This is a genomic window from Vibrio sp. V04_P4A5T148, assembly GCF_963875605.1.
Classification (GTDB): domain Bacteria; phylum Pseudomonadota; class Gammaproteobacteria; order Enterobacterales; family Vibrionaceae; genus Vibrio; species Vibrio anguillarum.
The window spans coordinates 24,732-47,221 of the sequence record NZ_CAWNMS010000035.1; the positions used below are offsets into that span (position 1 = coordinate 24,732).

The 22,490-nt window shown below is 46.3% G+C and carries 22 protein-coding genes; 12 read left to right on the plus strand and 10 right to left on the minus strand.

Annotated features, from left to right (window positions below):
- Nucleotides 1–103: 103 nt before the first annotated feature.
- Nucleotides 104–298 (minus strand): MbtH family protein, encoded by a 195-nt coding sequence (locus tag AACT18_RS06920; RefSeq protein ID WP_013857274.1) that lies wholly within the window; start codon nt 296–298, stop codon nt 104–106.
- 21 nt (nt 299–319) lie between these two features.
- On the minus strand, nt 320–1,660 hold the full coding sequence (vabH, locus tag AACT18_RS06925) for a vanchrobactin esterase VabH (RefSeq protein WP_094125283.1): 1,341 nt from the start codon (nt 1,658–1,660) through the stop codon (nt 320–322).
- Between the two features lie 164 nt (nt 1,661–1,824).
- On the opposite strand from vabH, the gene fvtA reads away from it, so the two are divergent.
- From fvtA to gloA, 10 genes are all read left to right on the plus strand, one after another.
- Nucleotides 1,825–3,900, plus strand: a complete 2,076-nt coding sequence (gene fvtA, locus AACT18_RS06930; protein WP_094125284.1) for a TonB-dependent siderophore vanchrobactin receptor FvtA — start codon at nt 1,825–1,827, stop codon at nt 3,898–3,900.
- 139 nt (nt 3,901–4,039) lie between these two features.
- Nucleotides 4,040–4,747, plus strand: coding sequence for a 4'-phosphopantetheinyl transferase family protein (locus AACT18_RS06935; protein WP_010318462.1), 708 nt, complete (start codon nt 4,040–4,042; stop codon nt 4,745–4,747).
- 157 nt (nt 4,748–4,904) lie between these two features.
- Nucleotides 4,905–5,486, plus strand: a complete 582-nt coding sequence (gene rsxA, locus AACT18_RS06940) for an electron transport complex subunit RsxA (RefSeq protein ID WP_010318463.1) — start codon at nt 4,905–4,907, stop codon at nt 5,484–5,486.
- Nucleotide 5,487: 1 nt separating this feature from the next.
- Nucleotides 5,488–6,075, plus strand: a complete 588-nt coding sequence (gene rsxB / locus AACT18_RS06945) for an electron transport complex subunit RsxB (protein ID WP_013857280.1) — start codon at nt 5,488–5,490, stop codon at nt 6,073–6,075.
- An 8-nt stretch (nt 6,076–6,083) separates the two neighbouring features.
- Nucleotides 6,084–8,294 (plus strand): electron transport complex subunit RsxC, encoded by a 2,211-nt coding sequence (gene rsxC / locus AACT18_RS06950; protein ID WP_094125285.1) that lies wholly within the window; start codon nt 6,084–6,086, stop codon nt 8,292–8,294.
- Nucleotides 8,294–9,340 carry an electron transport complex subunit RsxD gene (rsxD, locus tag AACT18_RS06955; RefSeq protein WP_094125286.1) on the plus strand — a complete coding sequence of 349 codons (1,047 nt, stop codon included), beginning with the start codon at nt 8,294–8,296 and terminating at the stop codon, nt 9,338–9,340. Before rsxC ends, rsxD begins: the two co-directional genes overlap by 1 nt.
- Before the next feature lie 8 nt (nt 9,341–9,348).
- The gene (gene rsxG, locus AACT18_RS06960) at nt 9,349–9,987 is read left to right on the plus strand and encodes an electron transport complex subunit RsxG (protein ID WP_013857283.1); all 639 of its coding nucleotides are present in this window, start codon (nt 9,349–9,351) and stop codon (nt 9,985–9,987) included.
- Complete coding sequence (locus AACT18_RS06965) at nt 9,980–10,672, plus strand: electron transport complex subunit E (RefSeq protein ID WP_010318468.1); 693 nt, start codon at nt 9,980–9,982, stop codon at nt 10,670–10,672. The genes rsxG and AACT18_RS06965 overlap by 8 nt, the downstream gene beginning before the upstream one ends.
- A gap of 27 nt (nt 10,673–10,699) precedes the next feature.
- On the plus strand, nt 10,700–11,335 hold the full coding sequence (nth, locus tag AACT18_RS06970; protein ID WP_010318469.1) for an endonuclease III: 636 nt from the start codon (nt 10,700–10,702) through the stop codon (nt 11,333–11,335).
- Between the two features lie 168 nt (nt 11,336–11,503).
- The gene (gene gloA / locus AACT18_RS06975; protein WP_013857285.1) at nt 11,504–11,920 is read left to right on the plus strand and encodes a lactoylglutathione lyase; all 417 of its coding nucleotides are present in this window, start codon (nt 11,504–11,506) and stop codon (nt 11,918–11,920) included.
- 106 nt (nt 11,921–12,026) lie between these two features.
- Here gloA and motY read toward each other — a convergent pair whose 3' ends face one another.
- Complete coding sequence (gene motY, locus AACT18_RS06980) at nt 12,027–12,908, minus strand: flagellar protein MotY (protein WP_013857286.1); 882 nt, start codon at nt 12,906–12,908, stop codon at nt 12,027–12,029.
- A gap of 202 nt (nt 12,909–13,110) precedes the next feature.
- On the opposite strand from motY, the gene rnt reads away from it, so the two are divergent.
- Nucleotides 13,111–13,770, plus strand: coding sequence for a ribonuclease T (rnt, locus tag AACT18_RS06985; protein ID WP_010318472.1), 660 nt, complete (start codon nt 13,111–13,113; stop codon nt 13,768–13,770).
- Nucleotides 13,771–13,791: 21 nt separating this feature from the next.
- The gene (locus AACT18_RS06990) at nt 13,792–15,117 is read left to right on the plus strand and encodes a Na+/H+ antiporter family protein (RefSeq protein WP_094125287.1); all 1,326 of its coding nucleotides are present in this window, start codon (nt 13,792–13,794) and stop codon (nt 15,115–15,117) included.
- A gap of 82 nt (nt 15,118–15,199) precedes the next feature.
- On the opposite strand, the gene purF is transcribed toward AACT18_RS06990, so the two are convergent.
- The 7 genes from purF to AACT18_RS07025 all read right to left on the minus strand — a co-directional run.
- The gene (gene purF, locus AACT18_RS06995; RefSeq protein WP_013857289.1) at nt 15,200–16,714 is read right to left on the minus strand and encodes an amidophosphoribosyltransferase; all 1,515 of its coding nucleotides are present in this window, start codon (nt 16,712–16,714) and stop codon (nt 15,200–15,202) included.
- 33 nt (nt 16,715–16,747) lie between these two features.
- Nucleotides 16,748–17,239: a CvpA family protein gene (locus AACT18_RS07000; protein WP_013857290.1), complete on the minus strand. Its 492-nt coding sequence runs from the start codon at nt 17,237–17,239 to the stop codon at nt 16,748–16,750.
- A 61-nt stretch (nt 17,240–17,300) separates the two neighbouring features.
- Nucleotides 17,301–17,846 carry an SPOR domain-containing protein gene (locus AACT18_RS07005; RefSeq protein ID WP_013857291.1) on the minus strand — a complete coding sequence of 182 codons (546 nt, stop codon included), beginning with the start codon at nt 17,844–17,846 and terminating at the stop codon, nt 17,301–17,303.
- Nucleotides 17,847–19,112, minus strand: a complete 1,266-nt coding sequence (gene folC / locus AACT18_RS07010) for a bifunctional tetrahydrofolate synthase/dihydrofolate synthase (protein ID WP_094125288.1) — start codon at nt 19,110–19,112, stop codon at nt 17,847–17,849.
- Nucleotides 19,113–19,156: 44 nt separating this feature from the next.
- On the minus strand, nt 19,157–20,083 hold the full coding sequence (gene accD / locus AACT18_RS07015; RefSeq protein WP_013857293.1) for an acetyl-CoA carboxylase, carboxyltransferase subunit beta: 927 nt from the start codon (nt 20,081–20,083) through the stop codon (nt 19,157–19,159).
- Nucleotides 20,084–20,258: 175 nt separating this feature from the next.
- The gene (gene truA, locus AACT18_RS07020; RefSeq protein ID WP_026029107.1) at nt 20,259–21,053 is read right to left on the minus strand and encodes a tRNA pseudouridine(38-40) synthase TruA; all 795 of its coding nucleotides are present in this window, start codon (nt 21,051–21,053) and stop codon (nt 20,259–20,261) included.
- 171 nt (nt 21,054–21,224) lie between these two features.
- Nucleotides 21,225–22,490, minus strand: a 1,266-nt coding sequence (locus tag AACT18_RS07025; protein WP_303396230.1) for a FimV/HubP family polar landmark protein, incomplete at its 5' end; no start/stop codon positions are given.

Genomic DNA, 22,490 nt, shown 5'->3' on the forward strand with positions numbered 1-22,490 from the left:
CTTTATTCCTAACAAAAGTCATTGCCTATGTCCCTTTTTGTTACCCCGCTTAACAAGCATGAATGAACAGCGCCGCTATTGCAGGAGTCAAAACTCGTTTGGTTTAAGCTCGAATATCTAACCACTGAGCTTCGATGTAGTTGCAACACTCTTGTTTTGACCTCGGTCCAAGGATGGCTTGCCAACCAGCGGGAATGGCTTTGAATTCTGGCCATAAACTGTATTGATTATGCGAATTGATCAGCACTAAAAATTGATGCTTAGATTCATCAAAAGGGTTGGTGTATTTTTCTGACATATTTCTCTCTACCGCTGAAAATTAAAGATAAGGTTCTAAAACATATGACAAGCCATCGATGATCCCGCCGCGCCAACAGAGTCGGTCATGACCGCCGTCAAACAGACGAAATTGAATCCGATGCTGTTGTGAAGCCAACTGTTGGTATAGATCTCGACTTAAATCGATCATGATGTCTTCACCGCTACCCACTTCGAGGAAAAGCGCAAGACGTGAATTGGCACCTAAACCTTGATGTACCTCTTGGCTCATTTTGCTTAATCGCGAGTCGCTTTTCGGTGGACAATATTCACTGGGGGGTTTAACGATCGAGAAATCGGGCCACCAAAATGAACCCGATTGACAAACCACAGAACCGAATCGCTGCGGCCAGTGTAATGCTGCGTACATTGCCGCTAAGCCTCCTAAACTCTGGCCTACGATCACCGTTTGGTCTGCATCGCGGGTTACTCTGACGCGCTCGTTAATCGAGGGGAGTAACTCCTCCATCACGGCTTGCCAAAACAGCGGATTACAGCTGAGATCATCACTGCGTTGTTGAGCGCTAATTTCATCAATCAACACATAGAGCGCCGCTGGAAGCTTTCCACTGTGGGTCGCCTGTGAAAGAGCCTCATAAACCGGCATCGATTGAGACCAAAAACGGCCATCCAGTATCAATACCAAGGGTAACGGCTCAGTGGTGGGTCTTTGCGCGGTCGAATAAAGCCAAATCTCGCGCGATGTACCGAGCAAAGTGCTGCGCCAAGTAAAGGTCGAATCGGCACTTTTGAAGCACTGACCTTGCGCTGAATCGAAACCGAGCCACTCTGTTTGCGTAAGCGCTTTAGGCATATGACAAGGTGTTTTCGCGCGCCCCCACTCGCATTTTGACAAATCATTTTGAGCCAGTGGATCAGCGCAACTCAGTGGAAAAATGGAGCGTAGCCATTGCCGATGTTGGTGGCGCATTGCATCGTATGAACCTTGGTAACTCGGCTGCACTAACGCTTCTGGGACAGGAATAAAAGAGTACCCTCCTCGCCAACTCTGTTTGACGCTATCGATATAAAACCACACATCGGTATTATCGATATGAGTAAACTTCGCCATCGAAAAACTGTGATGATCGGTGACACCATTAATATCAACGTAGATCGCTTGATTTGCGGCCACACTCGGCTCCGGCCCACGCCATAAAAAAAGAACCTTTGCATATTCGCCATTTATTTCAATCACATAAGGCATGCCGATCGATTGCACATGTGCCCACCAAGGCTCGTCACCAATAGAGCCGCCCTCTTGAATAAAACGGGCCAACACCCCATTGAGCTCAGCCCTCTCTTGTGAGCTCTCCTGATTAACAACCATTACTAAAACCACCCCATATCAAGCCTAGTATTTTTGAAACATAGAAACTAAGTAGCATAAAACTGCATTGATGATATTGCAAATAATAACAATTATCATTAACATTACAACCAGCAACAGTTGATTCGATAATGGTTGCAGCAACATCATTTTTTCTATTAAGGAACTTTTAGGTCATGAAGCCCATGGATATGAATAACGGTAAGGCAGTCAGAAATATCAATAAGACTCAACTCGCCACACTGATTGGCATCCTCTGCGTGAGTACTAGCGCAAATGTTGTAGCGGAACAGCTCGAAAAAAAAGAGCCACAGAAAAAGCAAGATACTGTGGTTGTGGTGGGTGAGAAATTGGGAGGAACACTGGCCGAAAACACCAGTTCGCTCACCCTATTCACCGATGAAGTGGATGATGGTGAAAGCCGAGATTACTACGATCTGCTCGACCGCGTACCCAACGTACTCAATGCACCTTCGGGCATTCCACACATTCGTGGGGTCGATGGACGTGGCCCTGGCGAAGGTTTTCTGACCTTCATGACAGGCGCAACACCTCGCGTCAATACCACGGTAGACGGCGTGTCTGAATCTTGGTCTGGAGAAGCGTTTGGTAAAGCTGGACTGTGGGATACAGAACAAGTGGAAGTCTATAAAGGGCCGCAATCCACCAACCAAGGCCGCAATAGTATTGCTGGTGCGGTTGTGATCAAAACTAAGGATCCAACGTTCCACCGTGAGGGTAAAGTTCGCGCTGGTTATGAAAATGAAGACAGTAAATATCATCTCGCAGGGGTCGTGTCGGCACCTCTGGTTGAAGATACTTTAGCGTTTCGTCTTGCCGCCGAAGGCACCAAAGGCAATACCCCTATCGATTACTCTCTGCCTAACGGCGATCAGTACCCTTGGGATCCTTCCGAGCTCGAATCCTATAATGTCCGTGGTAAATTATTGTGGAAACCTCAAGGAAATGACAAGCTAACAGCCAAGCTAACGGTTGGTAGCCGTAATGAAGAGGGGCAATATACCAACTTCGTTACCAAGCCGGGTACACTTGAACTGCATAGCAAAAGTGGCACGCGTCGCCAAGAAACCAAAAGCTGGAATATCAACCTAGACGTCAATTATGTGATTAATGATGAACTGACAACGGATATTTTAGTCGCCCATCGTAACTACACCACCAAGTTCAAAGCTTATCCTGATACTAATTGGTATGGTGATGTGGATGAAGATAACTACACCGCAGAAGCAAAGCTTACATATCAATCACTTGATGAAAAGTACAATGCGATTCTAGGCCTAGCCAGCTTCTTCAAAGATCAATACACCGAAACAGATTCATTAAAACGTAAAGATGAAGTTTTAACCAACTCAATCTACTTTGACTCAAGAATTCGTTTGGATAATCGCTGGCAGCTATTATTAGGTGCACGTTATGAAAGAGATGAACTGAAGCGAGATTTCGATCACGCTACCCTACCACTCGATTTTAAAGCCGATGAAGATGACGGCATCCTATTGCCTAAGATTGGTCTATTACTTGATGTCTCAGATCACTCCACCCTCGGTCTTACGGCCCGTAAAGGCTACAATGCCGGTGGATTAGGCTATAACGAGTACAAAGAAGAAGTTTTTGTTTTTGAACAAGAAAAAGTCTGGAGCTACGAGCTAAGTTCTCGTTCAAGCTTCCTGGATGACAAGCTGGATCTGACCGCTAACCTGTTCTACAACGACTACAAAAATTATCAAACTTCGGTCTCTGGTGAGAGCGGAAAACGCTTCGACACCTATATCACCAATATACCGAAAGGGAAAACTTACGGTACGGAAGTTGAAGCCTCTTACTGGTTTGATTCTGGGCTCGACCTGTTTGCGTTTGTCGGTCTTCTTAAAACGGACATCAGCGAAGGACCAACAGGTACCTCTACCAATCTCTCAGGCAATGAGTTCAGTTACGCTCCTAAACTGTCTGCAGGTGCGGGCTTTACTCAACACTTAGATTCTGGTCTATTTTTTGGTGCTCGTGTTAACCACGTTTCCGATTACTATACCGATTTAGCCAACACAGAGAGTAAAACGGCTGGCGATTACACCGTGTTGAATCTGAATGCAGGTTACACTCTCAACGATTTGACGATTCGCGCTTACGTGAAAAACGTCACTGATGAAGAGTACGTGATTCGCCAGAAAAGTGATCTCTACGAAGTCGGCGGTCCACGCACCTTTGGCATAGTCGCTGATTACCAGTTCTAGTTAATAACTCTGACTCACTCTCCTAGACATCAACACTTAGTTTTTGACTAGGGGAGTGATTTTTCACTCAATCTGAGATAAACGTCACCATGCAGGCGACGCATCGAACAAGTTCACTCACTCGATAGGTAAAATAGGCATGCTCATCATTCCAAACTGGCCATCTTTCATCCAATACCACCAGCTTGAAGTGAAGTATCTACCTGAATACAAAAATAAACTTGAAGAGCAAGGGATCTCCCTGCCCTCTTCTTTAAACCAAGCCGTGCTAAAACGCCATTGTGAATTTTTAGCTGGCAGGATGTGTGCAAAACACTGCCTAACCAAACTGGATCAATCACAGTCGCTAACGTTAGAGATTGGCAAGGGGAATCAAGCGGTTTGGCCGCAAAATATCGTAGGCTCAATATCCCATTGCCATGGCTACGCTATCGCAGCCGCCACTCACCAGACTCAAGCGTGTGCCGCTCTTGGTATTGATATTGAACAACTCATACGAGATGAATGGCTCAGTGATATTCGCCAGCAAGTAATGACACCCGCAGAGCACATTTTTGCTCATCACTTTGCCCAATTAGCGAGCTTTATTACGCTGATTTTTTCCGCGAAGGAATCGATTTATAAAGCCATTTATCCATGGGTTGAACAGGTTCTTGATTTTCACGTGGTAGAACTGATCCATGTTGACAAACACGCCAAACGACTCATTTTTCAGATTCACACTGATCTTCATCCTTTTTTAAATCCATCATACACAATCAGCGTTGGTTACCACTGGCCTGACAGTGAGTATGTACTGACTTGGTGTTATTTAAGTCAAGCCCATTTTTCGACACATAAAAAATAGCCGGCTGACACTGCTTTATAACGCCCCATATCAACCTAATACTGGCGTAGCAGCGTACAAAATTCCGTCAAAGGTATAAAACCTTATCTTTCCTTGGTTGTTATTCGCTTGGCAAAGCACGATAATCACCAGATCGGAACTTAAGACTTATATAACTATGACCGAATATTTTTTGTTATTAATCGGCACTGTGCTGGTCAATAACTTTGTACTGGTAAAGTTTCTAGGGCTATGTCCTTTCATGGGCGTATCAAAAAAACTAGAAACCGCAATAGGGATGGGGTTAGCGACGACTTTCGTGCTAACTCTAGCGTCAGTGTGTGCGTATTTAGTAGAAAGCTATGTTCTTAAACCATTAGGTATTGAGTACTTACGCACCATGAGCTTTATTTTAGTGATCGCCGTGGTGGTGCAGTTCACCGAAATGGTGGTACACAAAACCAGCCCAACGTTATATCGCCTGCTCGGGATTTTCCTTCCTCTTATCACCACCAACTGTGCGGTACTTGGGGTTGCGCTTCTCAACATCAACGAAAATCATAACTTCATTCAATCCATTATTTATGGTTTTGGTGCCGCGGTTGGGTTCTCATTGGTATTGATTCTGTTTGCTTCCATGCGCGAACGCATCGGCGTAGCCGACGTACCAACGCCCTTCAAAGGCGCATCAATTGCTATGATAACCGCAGGTCTTATGTCACTCGCCTTCATGGGTTTTACAGGATTGGTGAAGTTGTAATATGAGCACAATACTCATCGCTATTCTTGCACTTGTCGCATTGGCCGCTGTGTTTGGCGCTATCTTAGGTTTTGCCTCTATCCGTTTTAAAGTAGAAGCCGATCCTATCGTCGATCAGATTGATGCGATTTTACCGCAGACACAATGCGGTCAATGTGGCTATCCGGGCTGTCGCCCTTATGCACAAGCCATTGCCAATGGCGATAAAATCAATAAATGCCCGCCCGGCGGCCAAGCAACCATTGAAAAATTGGCTGACTTAATGGGCGTTGAAGCCGAAGAGTCTGCGCATGATCTTGATAATAAGGTCAAAACCGTTGCCTTCATTCATGAAGATATGTGCATCGGTTGTACAAAATGCATTCAAGCTTGTCCCGTAGATGCCATTGTTGGTGGAACTAAGGCTCTGCATACCGTGATCAAGTCAGAATGTACTGGCTGTGATCTGTGTGTTGCTCCCTGCCCAACGGACTGTATTGAAATGATCCCGGTAGAAACTACGACCGATACTTGGAAGTGGCAAATGAACGCGATTCCTGTTGTTGATGTTACCGACTCTGCCTCACGTGCGCAGAAAAGCGTGAATTAAGGATTGGTATGTTGTCATTAATAGAACAAATCAAAGCTGGCACTCTCTGGAACTTCCCAGGAGGCATTCACCCGCCAGAAAATAAACAGCAGTCAAATCAAACGGCACTGACTCATGCCAGTATACCGCAAGAAATTGTATTGCCACTCAAACAGCATATTGGCCGAGCCGGTGATTTACTGGTCAGCGTTGGTGATAAAGTACTCAAAGGCCAACCACTAACACAATACACCTCAACCTTCATGTTGCCTGTACACGCTTCAACCTCTGGCACCATTACCGCCATTGAACCGCGCACCACGGCGCACCCTTCTGGGTTAAGTGAAATGTGTATTGTCATCACGCCTGATCAACAAGATGAGTGGGCAGTGCGCGCACCACTGGCTGATTATCGACAACACTCCCCAGAGCAATTGATTGAAATCATTCGTCAAGCTGGCATCTCTGGGTTGGGCGGCGCCGGTTTTCCTACTGCAAAAAAAATGCAATCAGGCCTCGCTCGCACTGATATTTTGATCATCAACGCCGCCGAATGTGAACCTTACATCACGGCCGATGATGTACTCATGCAGCACCATGCCGCAGAGATCATCGATGGGATCAGTATTGTAGAGCACATTCTTAAGCCCAAATTAACCATCATCGGTATTGAAGATAACAAACCAGAAGCAATTCAAGCGTTAGAAGCCGCCGCAATACATAAAGACATCGTGATCCGCGTGATCCCAACCAAATACCCTTCAGGTGGTGAAAAGCAGTTAATTAAATTGCTGACCAACCAAGAAGTGCCTGCGGGTAAAATTCCAGCCGATATTGGCTTGATGGTACAAAATGTTGGCTCTATCTACGCGATTAAACGCGCCGTCATGGATGGCGAACCCCTGATTAACCGCGTAGTCACCTTAACGGGCAATACGTTTAAACAGCCCCGGAATGTCTGGGTTTTATTAGGCACACCCGTACAATATTTACTCGAACAATTTGGCTATAAGGCAGATAAAAAATTACCGCGTCTTATCATGGGCGGCCCGATGATGGGGTTCACCCTGCCTCATTCACAAGTTCCGATCACCAAAACCACCAACTGCATTCTGGCACCCACTCGTAAAGAGATTGCCTCTTCACAACATGAAATGGCCTGCATTCGCTGTGGTCAGTGCGCGGAAGCCTGCCCGGCCTCCTTATTACCTCAGCAACTGTTCTGGCACGCGAAAGCGGAAGAATATGATAAGTGTGAAGAACTAAACCTCAAAGATTGCATTGAGTGCGGGGCTTGTGCTTATGTTTGCCCCAGTGAAATTCCATTGGTGCAATACTATCGTCAAGCCAAGGCTGAGATAAAAACTCGCCAGCAAGAATCAGAAGCCGCTGAACGTGCCAGAGTACGTTTCGAAGAGAAAAAAGCACGTTTAGAACGCGATAAAGCCGATCGCGAGAATCGTTTCAAAAAAGCAGCCGATGAACGTCGTCAAGAGATAAAACACACAGGCGGCGACGATGCGATTGCAGCGGCCATTGCTCGCGTTCAAGCGCAAAAAGCACAAACAGAAAACAACCCAAGCACCGTAAAACCCGCCGTTGCTGCGGCTATTGCTCGCGCTAAAGCCAAGCAAGCCGAAGCACTGCAAGCAGGTCAAGTCGAGCCAGATAACGCTGAAATGGTTAAATTGCGCGAAGAGCGCAAACGTCAAGCTCGCGAGAAAAAAGCGCAGCAAACCAGTGCTGATGCGCCACCAGCAGAAACTGGTGATGATAAAAAAGCGGCAGTCGCTGCCGCCATTGCTCGCGCAAAAGCGCGCAAAGCAGAGCAACAAACGGCGCAGAGTGAACCCCAGCCAATGCTTGAACCTGTGCCTGCTCAACCTGAGGATGCCAAAAAAGCGGCAGTCGCTGCCGCCATTGCTCGCGCCAAAGCGCGCAAAGCAGAGCAGCAAATGGCTCCGAGTGAGCCTCAGCCAATGCTTGAACCTGCGCCTACTCAACCTGAGGATGCCAAAAAAGCGGCAGTCGCTGCTGCCATTGCTCGCGCAAAAGCACGCAAAGCAGAGCAGCAAACGGCGCAGAGTGAACCTCAGCCAACGCTTGAACCTATGCCTGCTCAACCTGAGGATGCCAAAAAAGCGGCAGTCGCTGCCGCCATTGCTCGCGCAAAAGCGCGCAAAGCAGAGCAGCAAACGGCACAAGCGAAAAACAATCATAATTCTGAGGAGAATAATTAGTGGCCTTTTTTATTGCCAGCTCCCCCCATGCACACAGCAAACGCAACACATCAGAGCTGATGAAGTGGGTCGCCTTGTGCGCCTTACCGGGGCTTATCGCGCAAAGCTACTTCTTTGGTTGGGGTACTCTCATTCAACTGATGCTCGCTATCATCATCGCTTTGGCTTTTGAATCTGCCGTTATGCTACTGCGTAAGCGCTCACCACTGTTGGCAATCAAAGATTACAGCGCCGTGGTCACCGCTTGGCTTCTGGCCATTGCCATTCCTCCGATGTCCCCTTGGTGGGTTATCTTTATTGGCCTTATTTTTGCCATCATTATTGCAAAACACTTATACGGCGGACTAGGACAAAACCCATTCAACCCCGCCATGATTGCTTATGTGGTTTTGCTTATCTCTTTCCCTGTGCAGATGACCAGTTGGATTGCTCCAACGGAATTAGCCCCGGATCCAATCTCGTTTAGTGATGCATTTTCACTTATTTTCAGTGGATTCAACGTAGAAGGTTTATCACTACAACAAATCCGAACAGGTATCGATGGTGTCACTATGGCCACCCCATTGGACGCCGTAAAAACCGGATTACATAACGGTGAGACTCTGCATGAAGCGATGAGCCAGCCTCAATTTAGTGGGTTAGCTGGGCTTGGCTGGGAATGGGTTAACCTTGCCTATTTAGCTGGCGGCTTATTATTGATCAAACTACGTGTGATCAACTGGCATATCCCGATTGCGGTGCTGTGTGGTTTAGTAATGGCAAGTGCTTTCACTGCGCTTATTGAACCGGGAGCAACCGCCTCACCCTTGTTTCATTTGCTCTCGGGCGCGACTATGCTCGGCGCTTTTTTCATCGCAACCGATCCTGTCACCGCTTCCACAACCGTCAAAGGTCGCTTAATTTACGGCGCATTTATTGGCATGATGATTTTCATTATCCGCAGTTGGGGAGGCTTCCCTGACGGGGTAGCCTTCGCTGTATTACTTGCCAACATGTGTGTCCCACTGATTGATTACTATACTAAACCTCGAACCTACGGGCATTAAGGAGCGCTATGTTAACCGCCATTCGCAATAACGGTTTGATTCTCGCTATCTTTGCCTGTGCTTCAACAGGTGTTGTAGCGTTAACCCAATACCTAACAAAAGATCAAATAACCAAGCAAGAGCAGATTCAACTGCAATCGATTTTAAACCAAGTGATCCCGCACAGTTTGCACGACAACGAACTGTACAAATCCTGTACACTGGTGACTGATCCTGCACTTGGTACAGACCAACCTATGCACGCTTATATTGCCACACAAAACGGTGAACCGAGTGGACTGGCTATTGAAGCCATCGCACCTGATGGCTATAACGGCGCGATCAAGGTAATTATTGGCATCAAGCATGATGGCACCATCACAGGGACTCGCGTTCTGTCTCATCAAGAAACACCGGGGTTAGGTGACAAAATAGATTTACGCGTCACTGATTGGATATTGAGCTTTACTGGCAAGCAAGTCACTGAGCAAAATATCGAGACTTGGAAAGTGCGCAAAGATGGGGGACAATTTGATCAGTTTACTGGAGCGACGATTACGCCGCGAGCCGTCGTCAAAGCGGTGAAAAATACCGCTCAGTTTGTGAATCAACATCGAGAAGCACTATTAGCACAACCTTTTGACTGTAAAGGAGCCAGCAATGAGTGATCATAAGACACTGATTAAAAACGGGATGTGGAGCAACAACCCTGCGCTCGTTCAACAACTTGGACTGTGCCCTTTACTAGCGGTTTCTTCCACTGTCACGAATGCGCTAGGTTTAGGCGTTGCGACATTGCTGGTTCTCGTCTGTTCAAATGTCACCATCTCATTAGTACGAGATTATGTCCCCAAAGAAGTCCGTATTCCTGTGTTTGTGATGATCATCGCCGCACTAGTAACTTGCGTACAACTGTTAATGAATGCCTACGCTTACGGCCTGTACCTATCGCTAGGGATCTTCATTCCTCTGATTGTGACCAACTGTATCATCATCGGTCGCGCCGAAGCATTTGCCTCAAAAAATGCAGTGTTGCCTTCAGCACAAGATGGATTTTGGATGGGAATGGGAATGACCACTATTCTGGTCATTTTGGGCGCACTGCGTGAAGTAATTGGCAATGGCACACTGTTTGATGGTGCTGATTTATTACTGGGTCATTGGGCAACCATTTTACGCATTGAGGTCTTCCATTTTGACAACAGCTTCTTGCTTGCGCTCTTGCCGCCTGGAGCTTTTATTGGTGTTGGCTTTTTGATTGCAGCTAAAAATATCATCGATAAAAATCTGGCTGCTCGCCAACCTAAAGAACAAAAGCCCGTCATAGAACGAGCACGCGTCACCAACGCTTAGCGAAATCATAAGGAAGTTTTCCAAACGATGAATAATGTCAAACGAGTCGAGATCCTCGAGCGTTTACGGGCCAATAACCCGAAGCCAGAAACCGAGCTTAAATGGAGCACACCGTTTGAGTTACTGATCTCAGTACTGCTTTCCGCTCAAGCGACTGACGTCAGCGTTAATAAGGCCACTGACAAGCTTTACCCTATTGCTAATACGCCACAAGCCATCTTTGAGCTTGGCGTTGATGGGCTAAAGCAATACATCAAAACCATTGGTTTATTCAATTCCAAAGCAGAAAACGTCATCAAAACTTGCCGTATCTTATTGGATCAATACGCAGGAGAAGTGCCAGAGAGCCGTGAAGCATTAGAATCGCTGCCCGGCGTTGGCAGAAAAACGGCCAATGTGGTATTGAACACCGCTTTCGGATGGCCAACCATCGCCGTTGACACGCATATTTTCCGTGTTTCAAATAGAACCAAGTTTGCGGTGGGTAAAAACGTTGATGAAGTGGAACAAAAGCTGCTCAAAGTCGTCCCTAAAGAATTCAAAGTTGATGTTCATCACTGGTTGATCTTACATGGTCGCTACACCTGTGTCGCAAGAAAGCCGCGTTGTGGCAGTTGTATCATTGAAGATCTTTGCGAATTCTCTGATAAAACTGACCTATAAAATTTAACCAGATCCCCAAAAGACTCAACTCTGCAAGTAGGCAGTAAGTAAACGAATTCCTTTGAACATAGATAAACTCTGTGATTGGAGTGGGTGAACGTAAGCCAACATCATCGCCACAGTGGTCGGGTGGAGATAGATATTTCATCAGAAAGTTAGGAGCTCAACATGTCAAATAGTCGTATTTTGCACACCATGCTACGCGTAGGCGATTTAGAAAAATCGATCGCGTTTTACACCAAGGTCATGGGTATGCAACTGCTTCGTACTAATGAAAATACAGAATACAAATACACATTGGCATTCCTGGGTTATGGCGATGAATCTCAGGGTGCGGTGATCGAACTGACCTATAACTGGGGCACCACAAGCTATGACCTAGGCAATGCTTTTGGCCACATCGCCATTGGTGTTGAAGATGTGTATACCACCTGTGACGCGATTAAAGCGGCTGGAGGTAATGTGACCCGTGAAGCTGGCCCAGTAAAAGGTGGCACCACGCATATCGCTTTTGTGAAAGATCCTGATGGTTACATGATTGAACTTATCCAAAACAAACAAGCATCAGCAGGTTTAGAAGGATAAGTCTCTTTGCGGCATCGGCTAGTGATATAAACTAGATGCGTAAGGTTTCCCGGATAACATCACAAAAGCAGCCTTTGAAATGGGCTGCTTTTTTACTCTAACGTTATTAGATAATTGTTCGACCCAGTGAAATAACCACGCGACGGTTTTTATCTTTGCCAATGGGTGATGCGTTGTCGGCAATCGGCCTACGTTTACCATAGCCTTGCACTTGAATGCGATCCTCAGGTAACCCCAGTGATTTAAAGTAGTCTCTTAATACCTCAGCCCTACGCTCAGAAAGATCCTGACTCACTCCTCGACTATCAACAGAGTCGGTATAGGTAGAAACCAACACCAAATCAATATCTTGGTTATAGCGAATATAGTCAGCAATTTGCGCAAGCCGTTTTTGCGAAGCTTTATTGAGTTGCACATTATCGCGGTCGTAATGCAGAATCGTAAATGAGATATCTTCAAAACTGTACGTCAGTAAATTGCTCACACAATCGCTAAACACGTTGTACTTCTCTTGAAAAAGAACTGACGAGAGAGCGACTTCAATGCGCTGATCTCGGCTTTGCCAATCTTGGTAGCTAAAGGTTGGATAGCGTCCTTTTTCCAATTCACTGAGTAGGCTCCAAGCGGTTTGACCACCGATGTAACCATCGAACTGTTTGAAGAATTGCAAATTGGTAATACGGTCTGCACTCTCACCCGGACGCCAACTCGGTGGTAATGACACTAAACTTACATTGCGAGTTTCGCCCATTGGACGACGCATTTTGAGTTCGAAATCGAGGTTAATCTTCTTATTCGCACGTGAAGAGAATTCAGCGTCACCGTAATTGGGGATCGGATGGACCAAACGGCACTCTAAAGGGGTATTCGTCACCATCTGCCACGTAGACTGCTGTGGTGTTGCCACATAACGCTTATCCATCGCCATAGGGGCAAAGGATGTCAGTATGCTGGTCATCACAATAGTGGCAGTAACCCATTTATTCATAACGATTTTATTCTCCGAGCGATACTACAACGATGGCGGAAAATTGCCGCTTCGCTTTCTATTGACTAAGTTAATGCAAAAATCTAGCCACATCACCACACTATCCAACGCATAGTGAAACCTGCATTTATTAACGTGTTTGGTTTTTATCGTAGAAAGAATCTGTAATAATGCCAGCCCTGTCACACAACCAAGAGCTAGCATGACTGAAGTAAATGAAGCATTGACACTGAAAAAGCGTTTCCGCGGTTATTTTCCCGTCGTCATCGACGTCGAAACAGCCGGTTTCAATGCAAAGACCGATGCACTATTAGAAATCTGCGCGATTACGTTGCGTATGGATGAACAAGGTGATCTGCACCCAGCATCGACGATTCACTTTCATGTTGAGCCTTTTGAAGGTGCCAACCTTGAAAAAGAGGCGCTTGAGTTTAATGGCATTCGTGACCCATTTAGCCCATTACGCGGTGCTGTCAGCGAAGCCGAAGCACTCAGAGAAATTTATAAGCTAGTCCGAAAAGAGCAACGCGACAATGACTGTAGCCGCGCGATCATGGTGGCGCACAATGCTACCTTTGACTTGAATTTCGTGATGGCAGCCAGTGAACGCTGCAAGCTAAAACGAGTCCCTTTCCACCCTTTTGCGACTTTTGATACCGCTGCGCTAAGTGGTTTAGCCTATGGGCAAACCGTTTTGGCCAAAGCGTGCAAATCCGCTGGGATGGAATTTGACAATAGAGAAGCGCATTCAGCGCTATACGATACGCAAAAAACAGCCGAACTTTTTTGCGGTATCGTCAACAAATGGAAGGCCCTTGGCGGATGGCCACTTGTTGAACCTTCAGAAAACAATAACAAGTAAACACAACTAACCGAGAAATATATGAATCCTGTAGTAATTTCTGTATGCATCATGCTGCTTCTTGCGCTGATGCGGGTCAATGTCGTCGTCGCACTGACATTTAGTGCGATCGTCGGTGGTTTAGTTGCAGGGATGAGTTTAAATGACGCTGTTTCTGCATTTGAAAGTGGCTTAGGTGGTGGTGCAACCATCGCACTAAGTTATGCGATGCTAGGCACCTTTGCCGTCGCGATTTCTAAATCTGGTATTACTGACTTACTGGCGCAAAACGTGATTAAGCGTATCCATGGCAAAGAGCATGGTGCGGCCACCACAGGTTTGAAGTATGCGGTTCTGGTCGCGCTGGTTCTAGTTACCATATCATCGCAAAATATCATTCCTGTCCATATCGCCTTTATTCCGATTTTAATTCCACCGCTATTGGGCGTCTTTGCCAAGCTGAAGCTTGACCGCAGGCTGATTGCTTGCGTGCTCACTTTTGGCCTTATCACGCCCTATATGGTCTTGCCTGTCGGCTTTGGTGGGATTTTCCTCAATAACATCTTACTCAAGAATTTACGCGATAATGGCCTTGAAAACGTGACGGCAAGCCAAGTGCCGATAGCCATGCTGCTACCCGCCGCTGGGATGATTTTTGGCTTACTGGTCGCCATTTTCTTTACCTATCGTAAACCTCGCCAGTATCAAGAGACGGAACATACTGTCATTAATACCGAACCAAAAGCGATCAACAAAAAGCATATTTTGATTGCCGCGCTCGGTATTATCACGGCACTTGCCGTACAACTGTCCACAGGTTCAATGATCATCGGCGCACTGGCTGGTTTTATGGTCTTCACTTTTGGTGGTGTGATTGCGTGGAAAGAGACGCACGATGTGTTCACCAAAGGTGTACATATGATGGCCATGATTGGCTTTATTATGATTTCAGCGGCCGGATTTGCCGCCGTAATGAAATCCACTGGTGGCGTTGAGTCGCTCGTCGAGGCCTTATCAGTAAGCATTGGCGACAACAAAGCGTTATCGGCTTTATTAATGCTGATCGTCGGTTTGTTGGTTACTATGGGCATTGGTTCATCCTTCTCAACGATTCCAATCATCGCAACCATTTACGTGCCCCTTGCCCTCGCCTTTGGCTTTTCGCCTATGGCGACCATTGCGCTAGTGGGTACCGCTGCTGCGTTAGGCGATGCTGGCTCTCCAGCGTCAGATTCCACCTTGGGGCCAACGTCAGGCCTAAATGCGGATGGCCAACACGAACATATTTGGGAAACGGTGGTTCCAACCTTCATCCATTATAATATTCCACTGATTGTGTTTGGCTGGATTGCGGCAATGATCCTTTAGTCAAACCCTGTTAACGAGCACAAAAAAGGCTTCCTAGATGGAAGCCTTTTTCTTTGCAGCCTATTTCGGGAGATGCGCTCGATTACGCGCCTTCGTTATGAATCTCTAGGTTGGCGAGATCTTGCTGGATTTCTCGAACCGTTTTTGCATCGTCGCTGCGCATCGATTCAAGAAAATCAAGATACTGCTGATCAATATCGCCCGTGACGTATTCGCCGTTAAATACCGACGCTTCAAATTTTGCAATATCGCGGTTACCCATACCGACGGCATCCACTAAATCTTCCAGATTTTGGAAAATCAGAGCATCGGCACCAATTCGCTGCGCAATTTCATCGGCATCTCGACCATGAGCAATCAACTCGTTAGCACTTGGCATATCAATGCCATAGACGTTAGGGAAACGGATCTCAGGCGCGGCTGACACCATGTACACCTTATTTGCACCAGAATCACGAGCCATCTCAATAATTTGCTCTGACGTAGTTCCACGCACTATCGAGTCATCCACTAGCAACACGTTTTTGCCCTTAAATTCAGAACGAATCGCATTGAGTTTACGTCGCACCGATTTTTTACGCTGTTGCTGGCCCGGCATAATAAATGTGCGGCCAACGTAGCGGTTTTTGACAAAACCTTGGCGATATGGAATATCAATCGCTTGTGCAATTTGCAATGCGATATCGCACGAAGTCTCAGGAATGGGGATCACGACATCAATATCTAAGTCAGCAAATTCGTTCTTGATGCGCTCACCCAACTTTTTACCCATTTCTACGCGCGCGCTGTAAACCGAAATTTTGTCGATAAACGAATCTGGGCGGGCGAAGTAGACAAATTCAAAAATGCATGGGTTAAGTGTTGGATTATCGGCACATTGTTTAGTAAATAGCTGGCCATCAAAGGTCGCATACACCGCTTCCCCGGGGGCAAGGTCACGCACAAAATCAAAGCCGACAGCATCTAGCGCCACCGACTCCGAAGCGGCCATGTATTCGGTACGGCCATCGACTTCACGTTTACCTAAGCAGATAGGACGAATACCATGCGGGTCACGAAACGCGATCATCCCATGCCCAATGATCATCGCGACAACAGCATAAGCACCGCGAATGGTGCGATGTACATTGGCGACAGCACGAAACACATCTTCTGCGGTTACATTGCCTCTGACTGTATCAATTTCATGCGCCAAGACGTTAAGCAGCACTTCGGAATCTGAAGTGGTATTGATATGGCGACGATCTTTTTCAAACAACTTCTGGCGTACTTCGTTGGCATTGGTGAGGTTGCCGTTATGAGCAAGCGTGATACCGAACGGGGAGTTAACGTAGAAAGGTTGAGCTTCTGAGGCACTCGAACTACCCGCAGTAGGATAACGCACATGCCCAATACCCACCGTTCCTTGAAGACGCTGCATGTGTTTTGCTTCAAAGACATCTTTCACTAAACCGTTCGCCTTACGCAGACGGAAACGATTGCTTTCTATGGTACAAATACCAGCGGCATCTTGGCCACGATGCTGCAATACCGTTAACGCGTCATAAATTGACTGGTTTACCAGCGTTGTACCCACGATTCCAACAATACCACACATGTCCTGATCCTCGATTTGCGACAGTAACTGGCGCTAAATCGCGCCAGAGAGAAAACTTGATGTTGCTTGTAAGTGCTCAAAGAACGGCGCAATGATACGGCTAAATTCCGGTACCAATTGCGAGCTCTTCCACCACTCTGAATTTGGAAATGCGGTAAACGCATCCATAAAAAACAAGGCAGCTGAAACAATCAACACACCACGCAATGCTCCAAAAACAATGCCCAGTACCCGATCAGTTCCTGATAGGCCCGTTTTTTGTACCAATTGAGCAATCACATAGTTAATGATCGCTCCGACAATGAGTGTTGCAACAAACAGTGCTGCGATGGCCGCGCCATTACGGAACATGTCATCTTTGATATTTGAAAAATACACCGCAAGTTTTGCGTAGTATTGGCTGGCAATAAAAAATGCACCGAACCATATCACTAATGACAACGCTTCTTTAGCAAAGCCACGGACTAAACTGATCAATGCCGATAGGCCGATCACACTTAAAATGACAATATCTAACCAATTCATGAGTTCTACATCTTAAGTTGGCGCGCATTTTAACAGAAAAAAACGCGACGCAAACGTTTTCTTATGGGTTTAGTGGTTTAAATTTGAGCAATTGACCTTTTGCACCGGTAATTTTTTCCAGTTCTAAGAGTTGACGCTCAAGCTTGGTTTTGGAAACATCTGGGCCAATAATGATCCGAGTGAAGCCATTTTCTTGCTTAGTATGAGCTTGATAACCCCGTTTTTGCAGATCTTTAACCACGGTTTTTGCGTTTTCGGCATTCTTTAATGCCATCAACTGAATGAGCCAAGCACTATCTTGGTAATCATTTCTTTCCGCTGTTTCTTTCACTTTCACAGTGAGTGGCTTGCTCTGCGTTGCTGCATCGCTCTGGTTAGTTTGTGCGATCACTTCAACAGGCGAATCGGGCAACGCGACTTGATCTTCAACGGGGTCGAGAATTTCAAACTTCTCTACGTCGCTGTCTAATTCAGGCTTAATTGGAATGCTGGCAATATCTTCTTTGTAGTGGGTCTTTTTGCCATCCAATACATCAGGTAACACTATCACCCCTATCGCCACCAATATAATTGTTCCTACCAAGCGGCTCTGAAACTTACTTGCCATTTATACTCCTTTGTTCTGCCAGTGCTCTAATACTTCACCCACAGTATGAAACGACCCAACCACGATAATGACATCATTGCTATCGGCTTGTGTCATCGCGGCTTCAAAAGCGCTGACTGGGTTAGCAAACGGTTTAACGCCAGGCTCAAGGTACTGACACAGTTCATTCGCTTGCGCGGCTCTAGGGCCACTTAATGAAGCAGGATACCAAACGTTAGCGATTGATTTCAGTTGATGAAGCGTGGCCTTCACATCTTTATCATGCAGCATGCCAATCACCACATGGACCTTTTTGTGTGCGTAACGCTGTTTGAGCTGCGCCACCAAATATTCGGCCGAATGGGGATTATGTGCAACATCAAGAATGATTTCTGGGCTATCACTGATTTTTTGCATCCGCCCAGCAAGTGTTGCGTTGCTAAGCCCATTGACGATATTGACATCACTCACAACCAAACCGGAGCAGCCGAGTGCCATTAATGCCGTAGCCGCATTAGGCAAGGGCAAGCAAGGGAGCGGTAAATCAGATAACTCAAATGGACCACTTCGCCAATTCCACGTTGTTTCAGAGGCCAGTTCATAGGAAAACTGAATACCGACTTGGTACATCTCCGCACCAATATCATCGGCATGCGCTGCAACCGTTGGTGGTGGCTTAGGCTGGCCGCAAATGGCGGGTTTACCTGCACGATAAATCCCCGCTTTCTCATAGCCAATAACATTGATGTCATCGCCGAGCCAATCCACGTGATCAATCGCCAAGCTGGTGATCACAGAAACATCGTGATCCACGATATTGGTCGCATCAAGTCGGCCACCTAGCCCAACTTCCAATAAAATGACATCCACCGCTTGCGTTTGAAATAAACGCAGCGCCGCCAATGTACCGAACTCAAATAGGCTTAGACTGATGTCACCCCGTTGCGCTTCAACAAAAGCGAAGGCTTGCGTATGCTGTTCATCGCTGAGCTCAAGCGCATTAATACGCACGCGTTCGTTATAACGGATAAGATGAGGTGAGCTATAAACGCCCACGCGATAACCTGCATCCAATAAAATGGCTTCCATTAATGCACAGGTCGAGCCTTTGCCATTCGTTCCAGCCACGGTGATTACGGTAGGTGCAGGTTTAATAAGATTCGCTTTTTGAGCCACAGCTTGAACACGATCCAAGCCAAGGTCGATAGCGGAGGTATGAATATTCGCTAAATAATCAAGCCACATCGCAAGAGAGGATGTGGCTTGTGGGATAAGGTTTTGAGTCATCTAACGTTTATAACCATTAAGCAGTTAGTGTGTTAGTGCCTACTTTACCCTTTTTCGTGCGCTTCTGGTACAGCGTAATCAGGTTCAATCGGTGAATCATCAACAGAAACGACCAATGGTGAGCTGTGATTGGTCAATTTAGCGATCAATCCACCTACGCGTTGACGCATTTCACGGCGATCGACAATCATATCAATCGCACCATGCTCAATTAGGAATTCGCTGCGTTGGAAACCTTCAGGTAGATCTTCACGTACCGTTTGTTCGATAACTCGACGACCTGCAAAACCAATCAGTGCTTTAGGTTCACCAATATTGATGTCACCAAGCATCGCTAAACTTGCCGATACGCCACCCATGGTCGGGTCCGTCATCACTGAGATATAAGGTAAGCCTTTGCTTGATAAACGTTCAAGCGCCGCACTGGTTTTTGCCATCTGCATCAATGACATTAACGCTTCTTGCATACGCGCGCCGCCACTGGCAGAAAAGCAGACCAAACCACAGTTGTTTTCTATAGCGGCATCAACAGCTCGTACGAAACGCGCACCAACTACAGACCCCATTGAACCACCCATGAAAGAAAACTCAAAAGCACAAGCAACCAAAGGCATACCCAATAGTTCGCCTTGCATCACCACAAGAGCGTCTTTCTCGCCACTGCTTTTTTGAGCAGCTGAAAGGCGTTCTTTATAACGTTTTGAGTCTTTAAACTTGAGTTTATCTTGCGGCTCTAACTCGTCACCAATCTCGACACGATTCTGTTCATCAAGAAAAGTCTCTAAGCGGCGACGTGCTTTCATGCGCATGTGATGATCACATTTAGGGCACACTTCCAAGTTACGCTCAAGCTCAGCGTGATATAACACTTGCTCACAAGAAGTACATTTAGTCCAAACCCCTTCAGGGATGGATGCTTTACGCGAAGTTACGATATTGCTTTTTTCTAAAATCTTTTCAAGCCAACTCATGGAAGACCTTTACTCTTAACTCTCTCGCGTGATTGCGAGAGATACAAATTTGGGATTTATGCGTGAGGATTAAAACATATAAAATGCTTAGTGTAGACAAAAAACTGGTTGTACCTATTTTCTGGCTGTCATTTCCACACACGTCACGACTCTGTTTTGGACACTTTACGCGTTATTAGTTCAAATTATCAGCTAAAAATAGCGGCCCAAGCGACTCTTTTGGTAAAGAAAATTCTTCTGGATAATCAACAGCAACCAAATATAATCCTTCCGCTTTGGCTGTTGCACCCGCCAGTTTTCTATCTTTGGCTTCAAGCAGCCATTTTATCCATGCGGGAGGCTGCTCACCCCGGCCGACAACGATGAGGCTACCGGTAATATTTCGCACCATATGATGGACAAAAGCATTTGCTTTAATGTCGATGACGACATAGTTGCCATGCCGAGTCACATTCAAATGCATGACGTTTCGCCAAGGACTATTCGATTGACAATGCACAGCACGAAAAGAGGTGAAATCATTTTCGCCCAATAAAAGCTGCCCTGCTTGCTGCATTTTCTCAACGTCTAAATCGCCATGATAATGACTGACACCTGAAGATAATATGCCAGGGCGATAAGCATGATTATAAATGATGTAGCGATAACGGCGTGCTGTAGCCGAAAAGCGAGCGTGAAAATCGCTTGAAACCTCAGTTGCCCAACGAACAGCGATATCTTTTGGTAAATGAGCATTGACACCCATTGTCCAAGCGACCATTTTTCGGCAAGCCGTAGTATCAAAATGTATCACCTGCCCTGTGCCGTGAACCCCTGCATCGGTGCGCCCCGCACACAATACTTCAACCGGATGGTTCGCCACAACTGTGAGTGCTTTTTCTAATTCTTCTTGGACACTTTTAACGTCACGTTGTCGCTGCCAACCATAGTATTGAGAACCATTGTACTCAATACCTAAAGCGATTCTCATCATCTGATTCTCTTTGAAAATGGGTCGGGCAGTATAATCGCAATCAAAAAAAAATTCTAATCGACAAGCCATCTACCCCCGACAACTTTCAATGTGAAGTTCAGGTCATCTGCAAGTCAGAAAAGGCTATTCAATAACAACGAGGCCGTATATTCACGGCCTCGTTTGTTTTTAAGCTCGGCGATTAATGCTGTCAATCAAGGATTTCGCTTCTCGTCGAATATCATCACTACCATCAACAATGGCTTCCTCTAACAGTTTTATCGCCCCTTTATCATCGTTCATCTCGATGTAAATTTTGGCGAGGTCAAGCTTACCCGCCGCCTCAGAGTTATTGTCTACATCGATATCACCAATGTCACCAATCACATCCGGAAATTCACTTAAACCAACATCTAACTTGAGTTCTTCATCTTCAGGGCTGATCCCCTCTTCACCCTCAACTTGAGCCATTAGCTCATCGATGGTCATGTACTGGCTCTTTTGGGCTTCAAAATCATCAAGTTCATCTTGAATTCCCCAGTTTTCATCAAGAATTTGAGGCTCGTCGGTTTGGATCTCATCGTTCCAAACGGCAAGCTCTTCTTCAGGCACGTCATCTGGGATGGAAGCTTGTTGATCTGGCGTTAAATTAAAACCGTTCCAATCTTCACCGCCTACCTCTAACATTGCATCAATATTCATACCAGCACTATCAATGGTACGAGCATCTAATGGTCGATCAAAAGAGAATGGCGCAGAGGGTACACTTTCCTCATCTAGCCAATCTTTTAAGGCTTTCTCATCGAACTCCTGTTTTGAAACACTCTGCAATTGGTCTGCGTCATCATCTTCTAAAAGCGGCTGTTGATCTGTTTCTAGTGCTGGTTCGTTAATTGGAGCAAGTGCATCTTCTTCACTAAATTCAGGTAAGGATTGCTCGTCAATCGCTTCAAAACTTTCTTGAGCAACAGGCTCTGACGCCGCTTCTTGAGGTTCGGCTATCGCATCCGCTAGCGCGTCTTCTTCTGTGTACTCTGGCAGCTCAAGATCCGTAAGGTCGCTCTCGTCTTCCTTTTCTTCTTCTAGAGGAGGCTCGCTAATTGAAGCAAGTTCATCTTCTTCACTAAATTCAGGCAAGGCTTGCTCGTCAATCGCTTCAAAACTTTCTTGAGCAACAGGCTCTGACGCCGCTTCTTGAGGCTCAGCTATCGCATCCGCCAGCGCGTCTTCTTCTGTGTACTCTGGAAGCTCAAGATCCGTAAGGTCGCTCTCGTCTTCCTTTTCTTCTTCTAGAGGAGGCTCGTTAATTGAAGCAAGTGCATCTTCTTCACTAAATTCAGGCAAGGCTTGCTCGTCAATCGCTTCAAAACTTTCTTGAGCAACAGGCTCTGACGCCGCCTCTTGAGGCTCAGCTATCGCATCCGCCAGCGCGTCTTCTTCTGTGTACTCTGGCAG